Below are 20717 nucleotides of genomic sequence, written 5' to 3'. Positions count from 1 at the left end.
CACGATGACACACCGTCAGGTACACCACGATGATCTGCCCCGGGGACGCCATCGCAAACGGAGTGGATGCCACGCGGCCCGGCACGTTCCGGCCCTGCTCGCTACTGTCATGACAGCAGTCCATGCCGGCCGGTCGCGACCGACCGGCCGCGGCCGCACGAACGCAGGTGACGTACGCCGCCGCCTGGCGCAGGCAGCTTCCCGGCCACGGTCGTCGGTATCCAGGAGGTGAGCCGGTTCGGGTAGCCCAACCGGCTCCCGCCCGCCGTGGACACGAGGTGTCGCCCCGGTTACCTCTCTCGAGAGCGGAAGTGATGCGCGGATGACCGATATGCAGGCATTCGACCACGTAATCGATCTTGTCGGAAACACGCCGCTGGTCCGGATCACACCGACGATCGAGACGACGCCGACGCCAGTGCTGGCAAAGCTGGAGTACCTTAATCCCGGTGGATCGGTGAAAGACCGGGTAGCGCTGACCATGGTCTCCGCCGCCGAGGAGGCCGGACTGCTTCCGCCTGGTGGGACCATCATCGAACCTACCAGCGGAAACACCGGTGTCGGCTTGGCCCTGGTGGCGGCCCGGCGGGGCTATCGCTGCGTGTTCACCATGCCCGACAAGATCAGCGAAGAGAAACGAGCCGTCCTGCGCGCCTACGGCGCCGAGGTCGTCATCTGCCCGACAGCAGTGGCACCCGACGACCCCCGCTCCTACTACTCGGTGGCCCGCCGGCTCGTCCGCGAGACTCCCGGTGGTTGGAGCCCGGATCAGTATTCCAACCCGAACAATCCCGCTGCGCACTACGCTACGACCGGGCCGGAGATCTGGCAGGCCACGAACGGTCGCGTCACCCATTTCGTCGCCGGCATCGGGACCGGCGGGACGATCAGTGGAGTCGGCCGTTACCTCAAGGAGGCGTCCGGCGGAACCGTGCAGATCGTGGGCGCGGATCCGGAGGGTTCGGTCTACTCCGGTGGCAGCGGCCGGCCCTACCTCGTCGAAGGCGTCGGGGAGGACATCTGGCCGACGACCTACGACAAGACGGTCGTCGACCGGGTGGAGGCGGTCAGCGACCGCGACTCGTTCCTGATGACGCGCGAGCTGGCCAGGAAATGCGGGCTGCTGGTGGGCGGATCAGGCGGGCTCGCGGTGGTAGTCGCCCTCCGGGTCGCTCGCGAGCTCGGCCCGGACGACGCCGTTGTGGTCCTGCTTCCGGACTCCGGCCGCGGATACCTGTCGAAGATCTTCAACGACGAATGGATGTACGAGTACGGCTTTCTGGAGCCGCCGTCGAACGAGCCGACCGTCTCGGACGTCCTGCGGAACAAGGCCGAACAGACCAGTGGTCCCCCCGATCTGGTGCATGTCCACCCGGCCGAGACAGTCGGTGCCGCCATCTCCTACCTGCGCGAGTACAACGTGTCGCAGATGCCGGTGGTGCGGCACGAACCGCCCCTGCGGGCGGCGGAGGTCGCGGGTTCCGTCATCGAGCGGCATCTGCTCGCGGCGGTCTTCGCCGACCGGTCCGCCATCGACGCTCCGGTCGCCGATCATCTGTCGCCGTCGCTTCCGATGGTGGGTACCGGCGAGCCACTGGCCCGGATCGTCGCGGTGCTCGGGGACGAACCCGCGGTGCTGGTACACGACGAGGGTAATCCCGTCGGCATCCTTACCCGTGCCGACCTGCTGAGTTTCCTGGCCGTCCGCTAGATCGGCACCGATCATCGAGAACGCCCTAGCGTGGCGTCATGCATATGGAGCAGCCCGCTGAGGGATTCGAGACCATCGCGATCCATGCCGGCCAGGAGCCCGATCCCGTCACGGGAGCGGTGGTGACGCCGATCCACCAGTCCTCGACGTTCGCCCAGGATGGCGTGGGTGGGCTTCGGAGCGGTTACGAGTACAGTCGTTCGGCGAATCCGACCCGTACCGCGCTGGAGACCTGCCTCGCCGCACTGGAACGCGGGACGGTCGGCCTCGCTTTCTCCTCCGGCATGGCGGCGGCGGACGCCCTGCTGCGAACCGTCTGCCGGCCCGGAGACCACGTCATCATCCCGGCGGACGCCTATGGCGGCACCTACCGGCTCATCGCCCGGGTGCTCGCCGACTGGGGCGTCGACCACACCAGCATCGATCTCACCGACCTCGATGCGGTGCGAGTCGCGATCCGTCCGGGCACCACGCGACTGGTGTGGTGCGAAACCCCGACCAATCCCATGCTGTCCATCGCCGACATCGTCGCTCTCTCGTCGCTGGCGCATGACGCGGGGGCGCTGCTGACGGTCGACAACACGTTCGCTTCGCCCTACCTGCAGCAGCCACTGACCCTGGGGGCGGACGCGGTGGTGCATTCCACGACGAAGTATCTCGGTGGCCACAGCGATGTCGTCGGCGGCGCGCTCGTGGTCGGCGATCCGGACCTGGGCGCCCGGCTACGGTTCCTGCAGAACGCGGCCGGCGCCGTCGCCGGCCCCTTCGACAGCTGGCTGGTACTGCGCGGTGTCAAGACGCTCCCCGTTCGGATGGACCGGCACTGCGACAACGCTCGGCGTATCGCGGCCGAGCTCGCCACGCACCCCGCTGTCGGGGCCGTCCGCTACCCGGGTTCGACCGGCCATGCGGGTCACGACATCGCCGCGAAGCAAATGCGCGACTTCGGGGGAATGGTCTCGTTCACCCTTCGGGCCGGCCCCCAGGCGGCCGTGGCGGCATGTGGCCGGACCAGGCTGTTCACTCTCGCCGAGTCGTTGGGTGGGGTGGAATCCCTGATCGAACATCCGGCGAGCATGACCCATGCCTCGGTGGAGGGCTCGCCGCTCGCGGTACCCGCGGACCTCGTTCGGCTCTCGGTCGGGATCGAATCAGTGGACGACCTCGTCGCCGATCTGCACCAGGCGCTGCGCGGGCTTTCCGACGGATCCGCGTAGCCCGGCCCCGGTTTCGGGAGTGGTGGCTTCTGGCGCACGCGTCCGGTACGGAAGGGCGAACCAGCGAAAAAAGTCCAAACCTTAACCCGCGGCGGCGACATAGCGCCCCGTACCCGGTTACCGTGACCTTACTGTGTCGAGACCCTCGGGCGGAGAACAGCAATGGTTGCGCGTGCGCATACGCCGGACATGTGCCCAGTCCGCCAGGTCGCGATCGTCAGGAGTACCACATGGACGCATCGACGGACCGCCGAACGATCCTTACCACGAGCGCGCTACTCGGTGTCCTCGGAGCCGCCGAGGCGGTCGACATGACATCCTCGGCGATGGACAGCCGCGCAGCGCTACACCAGGTCGAGGCCGGTCTGGAGTCCCTCGCCCGCCGCTGGGAGACCACCGCGCCGGCCGACTTGGTCGAGCGCCTCGCGACGCTGGAGCACCATGCGCGGACGATCGGCCGATGGCGGTTGGGCTCAGCCCTGCGCCGGGACTGGATACGAGCGCATGGCCGGATTCTTCTCATGACCTCCGTGGCACAGGGTGACAACGGCATGGCCAGGCCGGCCACAGTCTCGGCGCGGGCGGCGCTCGTCCTCGCGAAACATGTAGGAGACGCGACGACCGCCGCCCACGCCGGAGTCGTGTTGGCTGAACTCGCCGCTTATTCCTTCCAGAGCACCCGCGACGGGTTGGCGCTGGCGCGGGCGGCCCAGGCCACGGCACCACACGCGCACACCGCGGTCCTGGCGATGACCACCGAGGCGCACATCATGGCCGCGTGCCACCTGCCTACCGACGATATCGTCGCCGTGCTGCGCTCAGCGGGATCGGTCGCGGCAAAGCTCCCGGCAGGTGCGGTGGGTTACAGCCTGGACGGTATCCATCCTGGGTATCTGCCGACATTCGGCGGTGCGGCACTCGTCGCCGCCGGCGCATTGGACGAGGGAAATGAGCGGCTGAGCGAGGCAGCCGAACTGTTCGACCGTTCCCGGGCGTCCGGTGCTCTCGCCGCCGTCCGCCTTTACCAGACATCCGCGGCGATGCGCGCACGCGAGCTGGACAAGGCCGAGATCCTCGCGACCAGAGCGCTCGCCGCATCCGCCGTGCGGCCGAGCAGCTGGCTGTCGAACGGAATCCTCTTTCTCGCCGAACGCGCCCGCAGCCAGGGCGCGGACTGGTCCGGACTCGTCATCCAGGCCCAGGAGTGGTCCCCGCTCTGATCGCGTCGTTGACGTCCGGGGGCGGTCACGACGTCATCTGCCGGCACGCCCCCGGCGCCGGGGCCTTCCACCGGGATACCGGCGCACGGCGCCCGATCAGCCATGCCAGCCCTGGCCACAACAGCCCTGGCCACAACACCGCCGGCCGTGAGGACCCCGGCCGTGAGGACGCGGCGTCGAGCCCAGGGACGCACACCGGCGCGGAGTCCATGCAGCAGCAGCAGGCCAGCAACAACCATAATCAGAACAACCAACGGCGACAAGATGTTGGAATAATGCAGTTCATTCGACGGGTTAAGATTTACGGATTTCTGTAGGGCAGTGTTCGAGGCGATCGGCAGCGGCGGCGGTGTCGCCTGAGCGAGAACGGGATAAGGAATAGGCACGGCGGTACATTATCGGGTAGGCGACAATGCGAACCGGGCCGGTGGAGACAAAAGTGCTTCGGCTCGCCCCTCGGTCGTCGCCTTGGTCGCGGCCAGCCGCGCCGGTCCCACACCGGCGGGTTGAAACGCCGGACCCGCTCAGGGATCCGCGCACATCGCGGCATCAGCCTGTTGCTTGGAGCCGAACAGATCGGGAATCACCACAATCGGTCCGGGACCCGTCGCCGGGCCGCAGTCGTCGCCCCGGCCGTCCGCCCTGCCGCCCCCCGTCGGACCGGCCTGTGCGGGCGGTCCGGGATCGACCGACCCGCCCGCGGGCGCGGGGAGCAGTCCGCCGGACGGCCGCGCTTCCGACGGGTTCGACGACGGACGCGGCGCGGTCCGGCGGCTGGGCACCGAAGGGAGCAGTCTCCTGTCCCCCGGATCGGGTCCGAAGGCATCCGCCCGATCCGATGCGACGGGTGGAACCAATGACACCCGCCGCCCGCCGTCGGCCGACGGCGGGCGCGTGGGCGAAGACGGGGGCCGTGATTCGACGAAAGGTGCGGTCGGGCCCCCGGCGGAATCCGGATCGCCGGAAGGGGCGACGAGGCGTGGCAACGTCCGTGCTCCGTCCGTTCCCGGGACGCCGGGAACGGGGTGGACGGGGTCGGGGTAGGTGGACCGGGTGGGGAAGGACGATCGGCTCTGCTCGCGGCGGCCCGCCCACCGGTCGTCGTCCCGATCGTCATCAGTCCTGGCCCGGACGAGCCGATCGGACGACGGTCGATCGGCCTGGATCAGCACGTCGCCCGGGGTGGGCCCGCCGGGCGCGGCGAGCCCGAAGGCGATGACCGCGACCGTGAATCCAGCCGCCGCGACCGCGCCGCTTCGCCGCCGGTCCAGAATTCCGGCCCAGCCGACCCGCCCACGCAGGATGCCTGTGACACCGATCAGCATCACCATCACCGCAAGCAGAGCGATGATCATCGCAACCGCCGCCATCGGGGCCCCCAGGTCTCAGCATCAGCACGAGAACCCGAACCGTAACTCACTGAAAGTAACGAGACGAATACCAGAACGTCGTGTCGCCCTCCGTGTACCCGGAAAAGCGCGGCAGCCGACAACCTCGAGCGAGAACGATCATCCGTCCGCCGGCCCGGCGGCGACAGCCGGCCGGGCCGAGCCGACCGGCTGCCCGGTCGCCCTGGGCGAGCCCTCGTTCGTGCGCGGCGGAGCGGACGGCGACCCCGCCCCGCTCGCCGACGGTCCACTCGCCGAGGGTCCACTCGCCGGCCTAGAGACGGACCGATCCCCCGGTTCCCTCGGTTGCCGCGATGCCCCCGCGCCACGACCCGTATCACTCGATCCAGGTGATCCGGGTGAGGGGCGACCGCCGTCGCGTGGTGTCGGGGCCGCGCTCTCGGCTCCTCGGTCGGACCCGGCATGGTCGCGCCCGTCGGACTTCTGACCGGCGGTTCCGCGACCGCCAGCGGTTCCCCGGTCGTCCCCGGCGGTTCCCCGGTCGTCCCCGGCGGTTCCCCGGTCGTCCCCGGCGGTTCCCCGGTCGTCCGGGCGGGTGTCGGGCCGACCATGCGCCGGCGGCGGGGTTCCCGTCGGCCGGGTTCCCGGCGGCGACGTCCCCGCCGGCGACGTCCCCGGCGGCGACGTCCCCGGCGAGGACGTAGCAGACGGCAGCGTCGGCGCCGGCGACGTCTCCACCGGCAACGTCCCTAGCTGCAACGTCCCCGACGACCGGCTGTCCGCGGGCGACGCCCACGGCGGCCAGGTGTCCCATGTGGGAGGACGCGACTGCTGGGGTCCGCCGCGGTCATCGGACGGCGCCGGACGACGTGCGGCCCTGTCCGCAGCCAGGTCCCGATCCGCGTCGGTGTCCGCGGGCAACGTGGACCCGGGCTCGACGGACGTCGCGGATAGCACTGAAAGTGGCGATGCTGGCGTGGACGGTGATGGGGGAGTCGGTGCGGGCAGGACAGCCTGGCTCACGGGCAGGTCCGGATCGTTGCCGTCGCCGACCCCGACTCCTCGGGATGCGAGCAGCCCGAAAGCGACGAGCGCCGCGGATCCCGCACCGGCAACCGCGCCGGCCGTACGGCGGTTGGGGATCCACGCCCATTCCGCGCGTCCCCGCACCAGGCCGAGCGCGCCCGCGATCAATATCAGCCCGGCGACAGCCAAGCAGAAGAACACCATGGAACCCTCCAGGGCGCAGTCAGTCTCCACCCTAGGGGCACATCCCCCACCCGATGGCGCAGCATTGATTACGGAGAGTTTCTAGTACCTATCCGCCAAGGTCAGGAAACACCGAGCGAATCATCTCAGGCGCCCATCGGTGGAATTCTGCCGAGAATATTTGGCACATCAGCGGCATCGGGCAGGGTACCGAAGGCCAGTCCCCCCTCACCGGCGACTCTCGTGGCGCAGAACGCGTCGGCCACGGCGCTCGGGGCGTAGCGCACCAGCAAGGAGCCCTGCAGGACGACGGCAAGTCGCTCAACGATGCGCCGGGCGGCGAACTCCGCGTCCTTGGACCGGTCCAGGACAGCGCGCAACCGGGCCCAGGCCGCGTCCAGCCTGCGGTCCGCGCCACGCGCCGCGTCGATCTCCGTGGCGAAGGCGGCGAAGCTGGCCGGTTCCCGGGTGAGCGCGCGCAGCACGTCGAGCGCGTTGACGTTGCCCGAGCCCTCCCAGATGCCGTTCAGCGGCGCCTCGCGGTAGAGCCTCGGCATCCCGGACTCCTCCACGTAGCCGTTGCCCCCCAGGCATTCGAGCGCCTCGGCGGCCAGCGCCGGGGAACGCTTGCACACCCAGTACTTCGCGACGGCGATCGCCAACCGTCCGAACGCCTGTTCCTGACGATCGCCACGGGCCGCCCGGTCGACCGCGCCCGCCACCCGGAGCACCAGGGTCGTCGCGGCCTCGGACTCCAGGGCGAGATCGGCGAGCACATTGCGCATCAACGGAGCATCGATGAGCGGTCTCCCGAACGCGCGTCGGTGACGCACGTGGTGGGCTGCCGCCATGACGGCCGCACGCATCCCCGCCGCCGAGCCGAGGCTGGAGTCGAGCCGGGTCATCGCCACCATCTCGATGATGGCCCGGACCCCTGCGCCCTCCTCGCCGACCAGCCAACCGACCGTGTCGTCGAACTCCGGCTCGCCGCTGGCGTTACTGCGATTACCGAGCTTGTCCTTCAGCCGCGCGATGCGAAAGGTGTTGCGGACGCCGTCCGGAAGCACCCGTGGCACCCAGAAGCAGGACAGGCCACCGGGGGCCTGGGCCAAGACCAGGAAGACGTCGTTCATCGGGGCGCTGGTGAACCACTTGTGCCCCCGCAGCCGATAGGTCCCGTCGCCCGCCGGCGTCGCCGTCGTCGTGTTGGCACGGACGTCCGAGCCACCCTGCTTCTCCGTCATGCCCATGCCCGCCAGCAGGCCGGCCTTGCCCTCGGGTGGGCGCAGACCCGGATCGTAGACGCGGCTGGTCAGCAACGGTTCGTAGCGGGCGGCGAGCTCCGGGGCGGCGCGCAGCGCCGGCACCACGGCGTAGGTCATCGACACCGGGCACAGATGGCCCTGCTCGACGGTGCCCCAGACCAGGATGTCCGCGGCGCGGGCGACATGGGCGCCGGGACGCGGGTCGGCCCACGGCGCCCCGGCCAAGCCCTCCCGTACCGCGACCTCCATCAGGGCATGCCAGGAGGGATGGAAGTCCACCTCGTCAACGCGAAACCCGTAACGATCATGAGTGCGCAGTTGCGGCGGGAACCTGTTCGCCTCGTCGGCCTGGCGGGCGGCCTCCTCGCTGCCGGCCAACCGACCGAGTCGGTGCAGATCGTCCATATGCCAGCCGGCCCCCTCCCGCGCGAGGGCCGCCAGCAGCGCCGGATCGGCCGCCGCATCGTGCCCCACGAGGGGCGGAGGCTGGTTCGTCACCTCATGGGTCCGGGACGAACACGTCCCGGGAACCGCCGTTGTCCGGTTGACGGTGGTCGGCGAGATCACCGGCCCTCCTCTCGGCCGGGCCGCACATCGGCCTCGACAGTGCCGCACATCGGCCTCGGCCGGGCCGCACATCGGCCTCGGCCGGGCCGCACATCGACAGTGCCGCACATCGGCCTCGGCCGGGCCGCACATCGGCCTCGACAGTGCCGCACATCGGCCTCGGCCGGGCCGCACATCGACAGTGCCGCACATGAGCCGAGCCGCGTCCGAGCACGGCCCGTCGGCACTGGTATGAAGCGTGCCACTCCTGGCCGCGTCGGACCAGTCGCATCGCGCGCTCTCGCCGGATCCACGGGCCGTGTACCCGGCGGGGCCGTGCGAATCACGGCCGCGCCGAAGAGGATCCGCTCCCGCGGCGAAGGCCCACGGCGGACCAGAAAAGATCCCTGCCGCCGGCCCCGAACAGGTGGGCTGTTCCCGGCCGGCGTCCGGCTATTGCGCCCAAAGGTTTTTACACATTCGGCATCCAACGCCGGGACGATGTCGTCGCGCCCTGACGTCCGGGCACTAGGCCGGATCGAGAACCAGGTAAATCGACCGGTGGCCACGTCCGGGCGAAGAAATCCGCACGCTCCGGCCCACCCGAGGCGCGGTGAATCTCCGGACCGCCGTCCGGGCTAGAATGCCGTTTCCCGTTAAGCCAGCCACCGGCGGAACGGATCGGAAGCAGCCGACACACTGCTCGACCAAGCCGCCCCGCGCCCTCGCCGACGCCTCGACGAGGAGCCGGCGGGCAGGCAGGGACGGTCACGCGCTCTTATTCACCCGGCGGTCCCGCTGCCACGAAGCCCCGCCGGCTCGAGCAACGCACGCGGTGAGCAGATGATCATCTTCCGCGATACTCGATCGGGCTAGACCGGCCGGGTGTTACGGAGAGTATTGGATAACGCCGAAGGGAACGAGAAGCATGCGGGGACCGGTCGCGGGCGGTACCAACATCACAGCTCCCCAGCTCCAACCAACAGCACCCAGTGCTATACATAGCGTTATATGCAGTAACCCGTAGTCGAGTTGATGCCGCCCATCGACCGACCATCCAAGCCTTAAAGTATTCAGAGCGACACCTCTAGTAGTCGAATCATTCTCGCTCGGCAATCTCCTCCATCCCGCGAACGCGCCGGGTCACCCAGCCCAATACGCCGGTCCGTGTCGGCACAAGCGGTGGAGTTCTGTCACGGGCGGCGGCCGGTGAAACTCGTGGCACAGATACTCGTATGCTCACCCACTACCGGGATGATTCGACGGCACGGAAAACAGAAAGTCTTCACTCACGGTAAGATCCGTCGAGTCCGGGCACGGTTGTCGGACGGGGCATATAGATGATCAGAGGTGGCCGAATCGGTGGGCGGCAAGCGCCCGGGCGAGTCACGGCCGCAATCAGAACCTCGGCGGCCCGGGCCGGATCGCGACTCCGGCGGCGATTCATCCACCCGCTGATCGTCGGACTACTCACGGTTGCGGTCCTCGGTACCATGGCAATCTGGACGGGCTCCGATCTGCTGAGCCGGGAGAAGATCGACCGCCTCAACGAACGTTCCCAGCTGGTCAAGCGGCTCGCGCAGTGGGCGGCGATCGTCGATAACCCGGCGGCGATGCAGTCCGCGACCGATCGGACGCCCTTCCAGCCCGGTGACCCCCTGGGAAACGAAGCCCTGCTCCCGCAGCTCCAGATCGCTCACTCCGGCGATGTCATCCGGGTGGTTGCGCTGCTCGACACCGCGGGCCATACCACGGCCTCCTATCCACGGGGGAACTCCATAGTCCCCGCCGACCTGGGGCAGGCCTGGTCCGCTGCCTGGTCCGGGGTTCCCGCGGTGTCCCCCGTCTTCGCCCTCCACGATGGCCGCGTCAGAGCAACGGTGGTTCCCGTCGGCCGTCCGCGGCCCTGGGCCGTCCTGGTCGCCGTGTCCACCGAAGAGTCCAACCTCCAGTTCACCAACTGGATCACGGCCCTGCTCGGGGTCGGCCGGGGCAGCATGTCGACGGTCGGCCCGGACGGGGTACCGATCGCATCCACCGAGCCGGGCATGCTGGGTCGGCAGGTCCTCTCGACCGCCGATCTCTCCCGCTCCCACGCCCAGCGTGGTGGTGCGCGGATCTGGGAGACGACCGAGAACGGCAGGAGGATCACGAACATCACGGCGGTGCAGCCGACGACGGGGTACCTGACCTACTTCCGGCAGGCCACGGACTCGCTGAACGCCGACCTCCGGGCCCGACGGAACCAACGGAATCTGACGTTGCTGGCCTTCGCGCTGACGTCGGTCCTGAGCATCGTCTTCGTCGGCCTGCTGCGAGAGACGGCGGCTCGGCGCTCCCGGGCCGGGCTGTGCGCGTTGTTCGCGGCGGCCCATGACATCGTGCTGACAACCGACCTCACTGGACGACTCACGTTCATCAGCCCCGCGATCGTCCCGTTACTCGACCATTCCCAGGAAACCTGGCTCGGGCGCAAGGTCGCGGATCTGGTGCACCCGGACGACGCCCACCGGCTCGTACGATTGATCGAGAACCCCGCTGCCGGGTCCCTGCTCAACATTCGGATGACGGCGGCGAACGGCACATCCCGGTGGTTCGACGTCGCGACCCGCCACCTGTCCACCCGGGATGGATCCGGCGAAGTGCTGATCACCTGCCATGCGGTCGGTAAACGGAAGCAGTTGTTGGACCAGCTCGGCTATCAGGCGCGCCATGACGTACTCACCGGACTGTGTAACCGGACCGCCTTCGAGGAGCAGCTAGAGGATGCCCTCGCCGCGGCTGGGGGCGTCGCGGTCCTGTTCATCGACCTCGACAGCTTCAAGCCGGTCAACGACACCTTCGGCCACGCGGCCGGCGACCGGGTGCTGCAGGTCATCAGTGGACGGATCCGAACACTGCTGGGCCCCGACGATGTCGCCGGGAGATTCGGCGGCGACGAGTTCGGGGTCCTGCTGCTGCGCGCGAACGAAATCGCCGCTCGCACCATGGCCGGTCGGGTCATCCGCGCGGTACGGGAACCGATCCTCGTCGACGGCTACGAGGTCTGCGTCGCCGCAAGCATCGGAGTAGCGCTGGCCGTCAGCCGGCCCAGCCATTCCGGGCGGCTGCTGCGCGCGGCCGACGAGGCCATGTACAAGGCCAAGCAGGCTGGTCCGGGACGATATGCCATGGCGGACCCCCCAGCGGCCGAGACCACCACGCTCAAGGCGCCCGCACCGTCCGCGTCTGTGCTCCTCGCCACCGACCGGATCATGCCGCGATCCCCGGTCACCCGACCGCGCTCGATGTCCTTCCCAGCCTTGCCCAGATCCCCAGGCCCGCCCAGATCCCCAGGCGCATCCGGATCGTCACCCGCGGGCCGGACCGGGCATCCGCTGTCTCCTCGACGCTGGCGGACAACCGTGCGCGAGCAGCTGGGGCGAGCCATCCCACTGCTCGTGCTGGGGACCGTCATCCTGGCCGCCACGGCGGTCACCCTGGAGATCGAGAATGCCAACCGGCGGCGAGACGAGGCCCAACACACCGCCGAGACCCACTCCCTCGTCCTCCGTCTGGCCGAGTATGTCGCGGACCTGGGTCAACCCGTGCGCCTGATCGACCCGATCTCCAGACTTCCCTGGTCGCTGACCGAACCCGCTGTCGACCAGCGGGTGCTGGCGTCGGTCTCCCGATCGGCGCTCGCGGGCCCCGACACCGTTCTGGCACTGGTCGATCTCGACGGCAGGCCGACGGCGGTCCAACCCACCGGCGCAACGATCCCGTTCCCCCCACGGGACCGGATCTGGGCTCTCGCCCGCACCAGCGGAATCAACATCCCTGTTTTCCACCTGGGCGATCGGGTTCGGGCGTACAGCATCGTGCCGATCGTGCGGGACGGACGCAGCGCCGCGTTTCTGGTCATGGGTAGACCGGGAGCCGGGATGCCGGGAGCCGAGATGGTCCGCGTTTTTGGCGGCGGGGGTACCGGGACGAGCGGCACCGGAGAGGACACCCGGATCGTCATCGTCGACGAGGCCGGGCGCATCGCCCTGTCCGACGATCCGTCCGCGGTCGGGATCGCCCTGATTGACGGCACGGAGCTGCGGTCAATCAAGCCAGGCCAGAGCCGGCAGGTGACGGTGCGCAACGGCGGCGGTCACGTCGCCGTCGCCGCCGCGATCCCCGGCCATCCCACGTGGGGGTACCTCATCCTGCAACAGAACGGCCCGCTGCCGCGCGACCCGCGAGACAACCATGCCGTCGGCGATCTGCTGCTGCTCGGCATTGTGACCGTCACGTTCTCAGGCCTGACAAAAATGATCTTCCGGGGAGAGCAGGCGGTCCGGCGCGACCGGGCGCGGCTGCAGACCCTGCTGCACGAGTCGCACGACATCATCGTCAACCTGGACCGTGCGGGCCGGCCGACCTTCATCAGTTCGGCGGTCGAAAGCCTGCTCGGCTACCCGGTCAAGGCCATGATCGGGCTGCCGCTCATCGACCTGGTCCATCCCGAGGACCAGGCTGCGACGCGGGCCTTCCTCGCGGACCGGCAGCGTGGTGGACCGGGGTCCCTGCTGGACGTCCGCATGCAGACGGTTAACGGCGACCATCGCTGGTTCGACATCGAGGCCGGCGCCTGGCGGCCCGCGTCCGGGCCGGGCTGCTTCGACGGTGGTGTCCTGCTCACCTGCCACGAGATCAGCGAACGTCGTCAGTTGCAGGAGCAGCTACGGAAACGTGCCACCCACGACCCGTTGACCGGCCTGCCGAACAGGGCGGCGCTTACCGAATTCCTCGATCAACTGGCTCGGGAGCAGACTCCGTTCGCGGTTCTACTCATCGATCTGGATGACTTCAAACCGATCAACGACACGTTCGGTCACCAGGTGGGCGACGATGTGCTGTGCACGGTCGCCACTCGGTTGGCCGACGTCCTCGCCCCGGGCCCGTCGGTGGCCAGCGCGGGACCGGTCGAGCCGATCGGTCCCGCGCTGATAGATCCCGAGACGATCGATCCCGAGATGATCGATCCCGAGATGATCGATCCCGAGATGATCGGTCCCGAGATGATCCGACCGGAAGCACATGCTGGGCAGGCGTTCCGACTCGGCGGTGACGAGTTCGTCATTGTGCTGCCCGGGGCCGACCCCCTGACGATGCGCCAGACCGAGCAGCGGGTGCGCGAGTTCGTCGAGGCACCCCTCACCGTGGCCGGCAACACCCTTGTGGTCAAAGCAACGATCGGCCTGGCGTCCTCGCAGGCCGTCGGGGGCGCCGGCTCGCACAGTCCCGAGAGCGTGGTCCGGCACGCCGATACGGACATGTACGAGGCGAAGACGAGCGCCCGGGCCCGACGCTCCATCTCCCCCGCGGCGCGATGACCTCCGCTCTCCCGAGGCCCTCGGTCGCCCTGTCGACGTGCGCGGGATTGTCGCGCTTCACAGCCGGTGAGGTCGAAGTAACCGACACGTCGTCAGTACCCCCCGACCCACAGATCACATGTTCCGGAACACGTTTGCCGGCAGCCTGGTAGGGCCAGCCGCCGGGACCTGCAAGGATGGCGGCGCGAGAAGCCCGGATCGCTCGCCGGCCCGGGATGGGATCCATGATCAGGCGCGAGCCGCCTTATCGTGAAGGAGCACTCTATGTCCGTATTGGACCGTTTCCGATTGGACGGTCGGGTCGCCGTCGTCACCGGGGCGTCCTCTGGTCTCGGGGTGGACTTCGCCCGGGGCCTGGCCGAGGCCGGCGCGGACGTGGCCCTGGGCGCCCGCCGGGTCGACCGGCTCACCGCCACCGCCGAGTTCGTGGAGAAGGAGGGCCGCCGCGCCCTGCCCGTCGCCACCGACGTCACCGACCCCGCCTCCTGCGAACACCTTGTCGCCGCCGCGATGGAGACCTTCGGCCGGGTCGACATCCTGGTCAACAACGCCGGGATCGGCACCGCCGTCCCCGCGCTCAAGGAGACCCCGCAACAGTTCCGCTCCGTCATCGACGTCAACCTGGGCGGCTGCTACTGGATGGCGCAGGCGACGGCGCGGGTCATGCGACCCGGCAGCAGCATCGTTAACATCTCCAGCGTTCTCGGTCTGACGACCGCCGGCCTGCCGCAGGCGGCCTACGCGGCGAGCAAGGCCGCACTCGTCGGCCTCACCCGCGATCTGGCCCAGCAATGGACCGGCCGACGCGGCATCCGGGTGAACGCGCTGGCGCCGGGTTTCTTCCACTCTGAGATGACCGACGCGTACCAGCCCGAGTACCTCGAGACCCAGTTGCCGAGGGTCCTCGGCGGACGCTTCGGTGAACCGGAGGAACTGACCGCGGCGCTGCTCTTCCTGGCCTCCGACGCCGGCAGTTTCGTCACCGGGCAGACCCTTGCCGTCGACGGCGGTTTCACCATCACCTGAGCCCTCCGTCCATATCGTCCGACTCGCCAGAAACGCCCGCCGATCAGGTCTCGAGCGGCATGAGTTCGGCGGCGAAGGCGTCGAAGAAATCCGGCCATCCGCCGGGTGTCGTGACCGGATGAACGACGAACTTACTCATCCCGGCGGCAAGATATTCGGCGATCAACGAACGCGCCGCGTCCCACCCGACCGGGAGGAGTCGCTCGGGGTCGACCTGCGGGTAGCGCCGCCGCAATGCGGCAAACGTCTCCGCGGGCGGCGTGGAGATGGCGATCCGCAGGAGATCAGACCCGGCGGCCGTCGATGCCGGGCACCGTCGCCAGCTCGTGGCGCAGCTCGGCCACCACCTCGGCGACCAGCGGTTCCCGCAGGACGCCGCGGTGGTCCCCGCCGATCCGGCGGATCGCGGCGGGCCCGGTCAGGACGCCCCGCCAGGCCTCGATCTCGTCGTGGTCGTCGGCGAGCCAGACCGTCGTCCGGCCATCGTAGGTGCGGGGGCGGTAGGTCATCGTCAGAATGCGCCCCTGGTTGTAGAAGACGTCGTACTGGTGCATCCCCCGGAAGCGGACCACGCCGGCGAGCGGCAGCTCGACGAGTTGGCGCAGGCGGTCGACCACCACCCGCGGGGTCAGCGTGGGCCCGTCGTCGGCGGCGAGTGGGCCGATCCCCCGACCGGCGTCGGGCGGTGTTGGGGAGTCCGGATGCGCTCCCTCCAACTGACTGGTCGGCACGATCGCCCCGGATCGGGTCAGCCGCGAGGTACCCGGCAGATAGGTGTCGATCAACGCCAGCAGGCCGACCTCGTGGCCCGCCTTCCGGAGGACCTGCGCGGCCTCGAACGCGATCAGTCCGCCGAAGGAGTGCCCGGCCAGCAGGTAGGGACCCGTCGGCTGGAGAAGACGGATCTCCCCCACGTGCCGCCGGGCGGCGGCCGACACCGACCAGTCGGGGACGCCCCGCCGTTCCAGGGCGTGCGCCTGCATCCCGTAGACTCGCCGTTCGCCCGCGAAGTACCGGGCGAACGGGAGCAGACCGATCGCCGGCCCACCAGCCTCCGGGAAGCAGAACAACGGGGTGCCGGAACCGTCGGGCGTCAGCGGCATCACGGTGGGATGCCCGACGGACTCGCTCTGCCGGGCGGCCCACACCTCGGCGAACGCGGCGGGCGTCGGCGCCTGGGCGACCACGGAGCTCGGCAGCCGGACCCCGAACTCGTCGCACAGGGTCGCCACCAGCTCCTGGGCGGTCGCCGCATCACCGCCGAGATCGGTGAAGTCGTCATGCAGACCGACGGTCTCGAGACCGAGGACGCGGGCCCACAGCAGGGCCGCGGCCACCTGGTACGGATCGGCCGCAGACATGCCCGGCAACGACATCACCCCACAGGACTAGGCGAAGAGCACATTGAACACCACCGGTGGAGATCATCGACACGCCGACCAGGCGTTCGTGGGAACCAGTGGTCGCGGCCCGCGGCGCTGCGCCTGGTTCCGCCGGTCGGCCCGCCCCCGGCGGGAGGGCCCGTACCCCGATGGGGTGCCTGCTACCCGCCGGGGGCATTGACGGCTCGGTATCGGGCGCTCACCGTAGACGTGTGGGTGATGTGGGCAGACCGGAACGGATCGTCGAAGACGAGCCGATCAGCTTTCCCGACTCCGAGCCGCTGACCATCCCGGTCCCGGCCGCGCCGGAACCGGACCTGGAACCGGTTCCCGGGTGAGCCTGCTCGGCTGGCGGCAGTGGGCGGTGGACGCGCGCGGCCAGCTACGCCCTGCCTGGACGCCGTGGTCGCCGTTTCCACCCGGGTTGCTGCTCTGGCGCGCCGACGGCATGACCGAGGCACATTGCCTGCGCACCCGCCGGCCGGACCGGGACGTCGAGCCCGGCGAGCCCGGCGCGGGCCACGGACGGGTCCCGGACGAGCACTGCGCCTGCGGCCTGTATGCCTGGCGGGACCCGAGCATCCTGGCCGCCGCCCGCCCGCCCCGCTGGACCTCCCTGCCGTACGTCGTCGGAGTGGTCCGGCTCGGGGGGCGGGTCATCGTCGGTGAACGGGGCTATCGCGCGGAGCGCGGCTATCCCGTCGCCGTGCTTGACCGCGACGGCGTCGTCTCCGACGACTACGCCGTTGCGCGCTATCGCAGCTACGCCGCGTTGGTGGCGGAATGGGCGGATCCGAGCGCCACGCCCCGCGGCCAGGACCGGGCAGCCGGGTAGTACCGCGCGCCGCACCGGAACGGCCCGGACAGCCCAGCACCGGACAGCCCAGCACCGGGAACCGCCGGACCCGCGGGAACGAACGCGGTCCCGGAAAACCGGCGAGGGTTTCCGCAGCCGGCTGAGGAACTCTCCCCCGGCGGGTATCCCTCCCTGTGCCGTGTCGCGGGTGGACCGTCACCCCATACCGCCAAATCATCACGTTATGTAGCTACGGAGGCAATCAGGGCGACTATGGTCGTGAACGCCCCGTACATCCCGTCCGCAGGGGGCGGATCGGGGTCTACGGGCACACGAGGGGGGCCGTCGTGACGCAATCCGAAACCGCTGGGGCCGCCGAAGGCATCTCCGGTCACGGTACCGATCATGCTCCCGGCCACAGTGCACGCCCGGCGCCGGAGATCCGGTCCTGGCGGATCCAGGTTCCTCCGCCGCTGTTGGTCGCGGTGGGATACCTGGCGGTGGCCATCGGCATCTTCCACTCCGCGTGGGGGAATCTCGGGAACGTCTCCTACGGCGGCAACGACGCCATGCTGTTCGCCTGGTTCCTCGGCTGGACGCCGCACGCGCTCGCCGACGGGCTCAACCCGTTCCTGACGCACCACATCAACGCCCCCGACGGGGCCGACGTCCTGTGGAGCACACCCGTGCTCCTACTGGGCGCGCTGGCCGCACCGATCACGCTGCTGGGCGGCCCCGTGACCACGCTGACGGTGCTGCTGACTCTGGCGCCCGTGATCAGCGGATTCGCCCTGTTCTGGGTGCTGCGCCGATGGGTACGTCCGGGACCGGCGGCGCTGGCGGGCCTGCTGTACGGCTTCGGACCGCACATGATCGGCGCGTCCTACGGTCATCTGCATCTGACCTTCGCGCCGTTCCCGCCGGTTCTCCTGCTGCTCCTCGACGATCTCGTGGTCCGCGGGCGGGGGCCGCGGCGCACCGGCGTCCTGCTCGGCCTGGCGATCATCGCCCAGGCGCTGATCGGCGAGGAGCTGCTCGCCACATCCGCGCTGGCAGCCACGTTCGGCCTTGTGATCCTCGCCGTACGTCATCGCGATCGGATCCGATCGCGGCTACGACCGGCCCTGAGCGGCCTCGCCACGGCCGGCGGGGTCGCCGCGGTCGCGCTCGCCTGGCCGCTGGGCACCCAGTTCCTGGGTGCCCAGCGGATCCATGGCTCGATCCAACCCGATGGAATCGCCGTGACGGATCTGCTGACCTTCGTCACGCCGACGCCCATGCAGGCCGTCGCCCCGGACGGCGCGCTGCGCCACAGCCTCGGTTTCACGGGGAACGCGGTCGAGGTCAGCGGTTACCTGGGCGCTCCACTGATCGTCGTGGTCGTCGTGGTCGTCGTCGCGACGGGCGGCGCGCGCCGGCCTCCGCCGGTCGGGGTGTTCGCTCCGCTCGGCGTGGTCATGGCCGTGCTCTCACTCGGTGGTCACCTGCATGTCGACGGCCGGGACACCGGCGTTCCCCTCCCGTGGCTGCCCCTTCAGCACGTGCCGGTACTCGGCAACGTGTTGCCCTCCCGCCTGGCGTTATACGTGATGATGTGCGCGGCCATCGTGGTGGCGACCGGGCTTGACCGGCTGGCGTCGGATCGGACGGTGCCCGCCGATCCGGACCCCGGACGGGAGATCCCCGCTCGGGTCCGGACCAGGACCGTCCGGCTGGGAGCCGGCCTGCTGACACTCGCGGCCCTGGTGGCGCTCGTCCCCGCCCCGATGCTCACCACGTCGATGACGACGCCCGCGTTCTTCACCAGTGACGGGGTGACCCTGATTCCGCAGGGTGCCACCGCACTCGTCGTCCCCTTTCCCCATCCCCAGAACGCCGAGGCCATGCTGTGGCAGGCCAGGGCGAACTTCCGGTTCGTCATCCCCGGCTGCTACTGCACCGTCCCCGGGCCCGATGGCCGGGCGGCGTTCCACAGCCCGCCGGACGCGCTGACGTCCGCCCTCATCGACATCGACAACGGCGCGACGACCGCCGCTGCCATGTCGGGATCGCCGCGGCTGCGGGCGGCCTACAAACGGCTCGCCCCGGACGCCGTCGTGCTGGGACCGGCGCGGCGGACCGCCGAGCTACGCACGCTGCTGCGCGAACTCGTCGGCGCGGCTCCCAGCCGGGTCGGCGGGGTCGACCTGTGGCTCCCAGGCCGGGAAGCCGGACGTTGGCCTCGCCACCGGTGACCCCGTGTCGTCCACCGGACAAGCCCGAAGGCCCGCCGGGAATCGCGCTCCGGAAGAGTTTCCGAGAAGCTGGCAGCGGGGCGCTTTACCACCGCACCCCCGGCTGTGAACCTGCTCTGCCGATTCCTCTACGATTTCCCGCATTCCGCGACCATGGTCGTCAATGATCCACATCCCAGAGCGGAGGATGCGCGGTGTCGACGGACCAACCGGCCGGGTCCCGGCCGGAAAGGCTGACCCGACGGCAACGCCTCACCGTGGTGATCGGTGTGGTTCTCGCCGTCGCCGTCGTCACTTTGCTCATTACCACGTCCGATCGTTCCAGGGCGGCCGCCTGGCCGCCGGCGGGCCGATCCGCCTGCACTTCGGTACAGATCTTCACTGGCAGTGTCGGGTCACCCTACAACCAGTTTGCCCGGGTACTGCGGACCCGGTTGCAAGCCGCCCCGGAACACTTCGACGTGGACGTCGTGGAAACGGCGGGTTCCACGGAGAACATCTATAACCTGGAATCACCCGACAGCCGCGTCTGCGGGTTGGCGATCGCGCAGCTCAACACGACGGTCGACGCGGCGGAGGGGGTCAACCAGTTCGATCCGAACCGCGGTGGCCACCCGGTGGCGGGTCTGCGCACCATCGGACCCGTCCATCAGGACCTGCTGCACGTGATCGTGCGCGACCCCACCAGCAGGTCGGATGACGTCGACATCACCCGCTTCGCCGATCTCTGCCACCGACCCATCGCCGCCGGCCGGTCGGGATCGGGGGTCCGGCAGATCAGCGAGGTGCTCCTGCGGGTGGCCCTGTCCGAGGACTGCCGCGGCGAACTGGACGAATCCTCCATCGACGAGGCCCTGCGCCGCCTGTCCGCCGGGAAGGTGGACGCGGTGGTCTGGGCGGGCGGAGCCGGAACCCGGCAGATCAAGAACGCCATCGCCGGTGGCGCCAGGCTGCGCCTGCTCGACCTGTCCAGCTACCAGGACGGCATCACCGCCGACTGGGACCAGTTCTACCGGTCCCGCGGGCACTTCTTCGCCGGGCCGGTCTTCGGCACCGGAAGCCTCGGACCCGACGACTACCGGGGGATCTCGCCAGTCCGGACCGTCACGATCCCCAACGGCCTGCTCGCCCATGCGGACGCCGATCCGGTGCTGGTCAGGCGGGCGACCGCCGAACTGTTCCGGGATCCGCAGGACTACGCGAAGGAGCTGTGGGGCGACAACCCCGGGGGACGGACGGTCCCGGACGCGCTGTCCGTCTACGAAGGGCCACTTTTCTGCTATATACCGCTGCATCGGGCCGCCGCGGAATACTACGTTCAGAGATTCCGACGGCCACCGGGCTGTGGTGCGACGTGACAGCGCCACCAACGTGACAGCGCCACCAACGTGACAGCGCC

Annotated in this window: 12 protein-coding genes; 8 read left to right on the top strand and 4 right to left on the bottom strand. The window is 69.7% G+C overall.

Going from position 1 to position 20717, the window contains the following annotated elements; all coding sequences use genetic code 11:
- The first annotated feature begins 331 nt into the window (after nt 1-331).
- From FRANCCI3_RS01850 to FRANCCI3_RS01840, 3 genes are all read left to right on the top strand, one after another.
- On the top strand, nt 332-1711 hold the full coding sequence (locus FRANCCI3_RS01850; RefSeq protein WP_023840844.1) for a cystathionine beta-synthase: 1380 nt from the start codon (nt 332-334) through the stop codon (nt 1709-1711).
- Nucleotides 1712-1749: 38 nt separating this feature from the next.
- On the top strand, nt 1750-2928 hold the full coding sequence (locus FRANCCI3_RS01845; protein WP_011434839.1) for a cystathionine gamma-synthase: 1179 nt from the start codon (nt 1750-1752) through the stop codon (nt 2926-2928).
- 230 nt (nt 2929-3158) lie between these two features.
- Nucleotides 3159-4148 carry a hypothetical protein gene (locus FRANCCI3_RS01840; RefSeq protein WP_011434838.1) on the top strand — a complete coding sequence of 330 codons (990 nt, stop codon included), beginning with the start codon at nt 3159-3161 and terminating at the stop codon, nt 4146-4148.
- Nucleotides 4149-4672: 524 nt separating this feature from the next.
- Here FRANCCI3_RS01840 and FRANCCI3_RS25220 read toward each other — a convergent pair.
- The gene (locus FRANCCI3_RS25220; protein ID WP_011434836.1) at nt 4673-5518 is read right to left on the bottom strand and encodes a hypothetical protein; all 846 of its coding nucleotides are present in this window, start codon (nt 5516-5518) and stop codon (nt 4673-4675) included.
- Between the two features lie 1334 nt (nt 5519-6852).
- Nucleotides 6853-8538 carry an isovaleryl-CoA dehydrogenase gene (locus tag FRANCCI3_RS01830; RefSeq protein WP_011434834.1) on the bottom strand — a complete coding sequence of 562 codons (1686 nt, stop codon included), beginning with the start codon at nt 8536-8538 and terminating at the stop codon, nt 6853-6855.
- Nucleotides 8539-10010: 1472 nt separating this feature from the next.
- On the opposite strand from FRANCCI3_RS01830, the gene FRANCCI3_RS01825 reads away from it, so the two are divergent.
- Both FRANCCI3_RS01825 and FRANCCI3_RS01820 read left to right on the top strand, forming a co-directional pair.
- Entirely contained in the window at nt 10011-13880 is a 3870-nt protein-coding gene (locus FRANCCI3_RS01825; RefSeq protein WP_236701443.1) for a diguanylate cyclase domain-containing protein, read from the top strand.
- 264 nt (nt 13881-14144) lie between these two features.
- Nucleotides 14145-14906 carry an SDR family NAD(P)-dependent oxidoreductase gene (locus FRANCCI3_RS01820; RefSeq protein ID WP_011434832.1) on the top strand — a complete coding sequence of 254 codons (762 nt, stop codon included), beginning with the start codon at nt 14145-14147 and terminating at the stop codon, nt 14904-14906.
- Between the two features lie 43 nt (nt 14907-14949).
- Here the strand turns inward: FRANCCI3_RS01820 and FRANCCI3_RS01815 are convergent, their stop codons facing one another.
- Both FRANCCI3_RS01815 and FRANCCI3_RS01810 read right to left on the bottom strand, forming a co-directional pair.
- The gene (locus tag FRANCCI3_RS01815; RefSeq protein ID WP_011434831.1) at nt 14950-15141 is read right to left on the bottom strand and encodes a hypothetical protein; all 192 of its coding nucleotides are present in this window, start codon (nt 15139-15141) and stop codon (nt 14950-14952) included.
- Nucleotides 15142-15190: 49 nt separating this feature from the next.
- On the bottom strand, nt 15191-16267 hold the full coding sequence (locus FRANCCI3_RS01810; RefSeq protein ID WP_108913197.1) for a thioesterase domain-containing protein: 1077 nt from the start codon (nt 16265-16267) through the stop codon (nt 15191-15193).
- Nucleotides 16268-16622: 355 nt separating this feature from the next.
- Here FRANCCI3_RS01810 and FRANCCI3_RS01805 point away from each other — a divergent pair, with 355 nt between their 5' ends.
- From FRANCCI3_RS01805 to FRANCCI3_RS01795, 3 genes are all read left to right on the top strand, one after another.
- Nucleotides 16623-17123 carry a hypothetical protein gene (locus tag FRANCCI3_RS01805; protein WP_011434828.1) on the top strand — a complete coding sequence of 167 codons (501 nt, stop codon included), beginning with the start codon at nt 16623-16625 and terminating at the stop codon, nt 17121-17123.
- 308 nt (nt 17124-17431) lie between these two features.
- Complete coding sequence (locus FRANCCI3_RS01800; protein WP_193359374.1) at nt 17432-19318, top strand: hypothetical protein; 1887 nt, start codon at nt 17432-17434, stop codon at nt 19316-19318.
- A 194-nt stretch (nt 19319-19512) separates the two neighbouring features.
- Entirely contained in the window at nt 19513-20676 is a 1164-nt protein-coding gene (locus tag FRANCCI3_RS01795) for a TAXI family TRAP transporter solute-binding subunit (RefSeq protein ID WP_011434826.1), read from the top strand.
- The last annotated feature ends 41 nt before the right edge of the window (nt 20677-20717 follow it).

It is taken from the genome of Frankia casuarinae (genome assembly GCF_000013345.1).
GTDB lineage: Bacteria > Actinomycetota > Actinomycetes > Frankiales > Frankiaceae > Frankia > Frankia casuarinae.
Note: the sequence above shows the minus strand (reverse complement) of the source record. Positions and strands in the feature narration are given on the sequence as shown.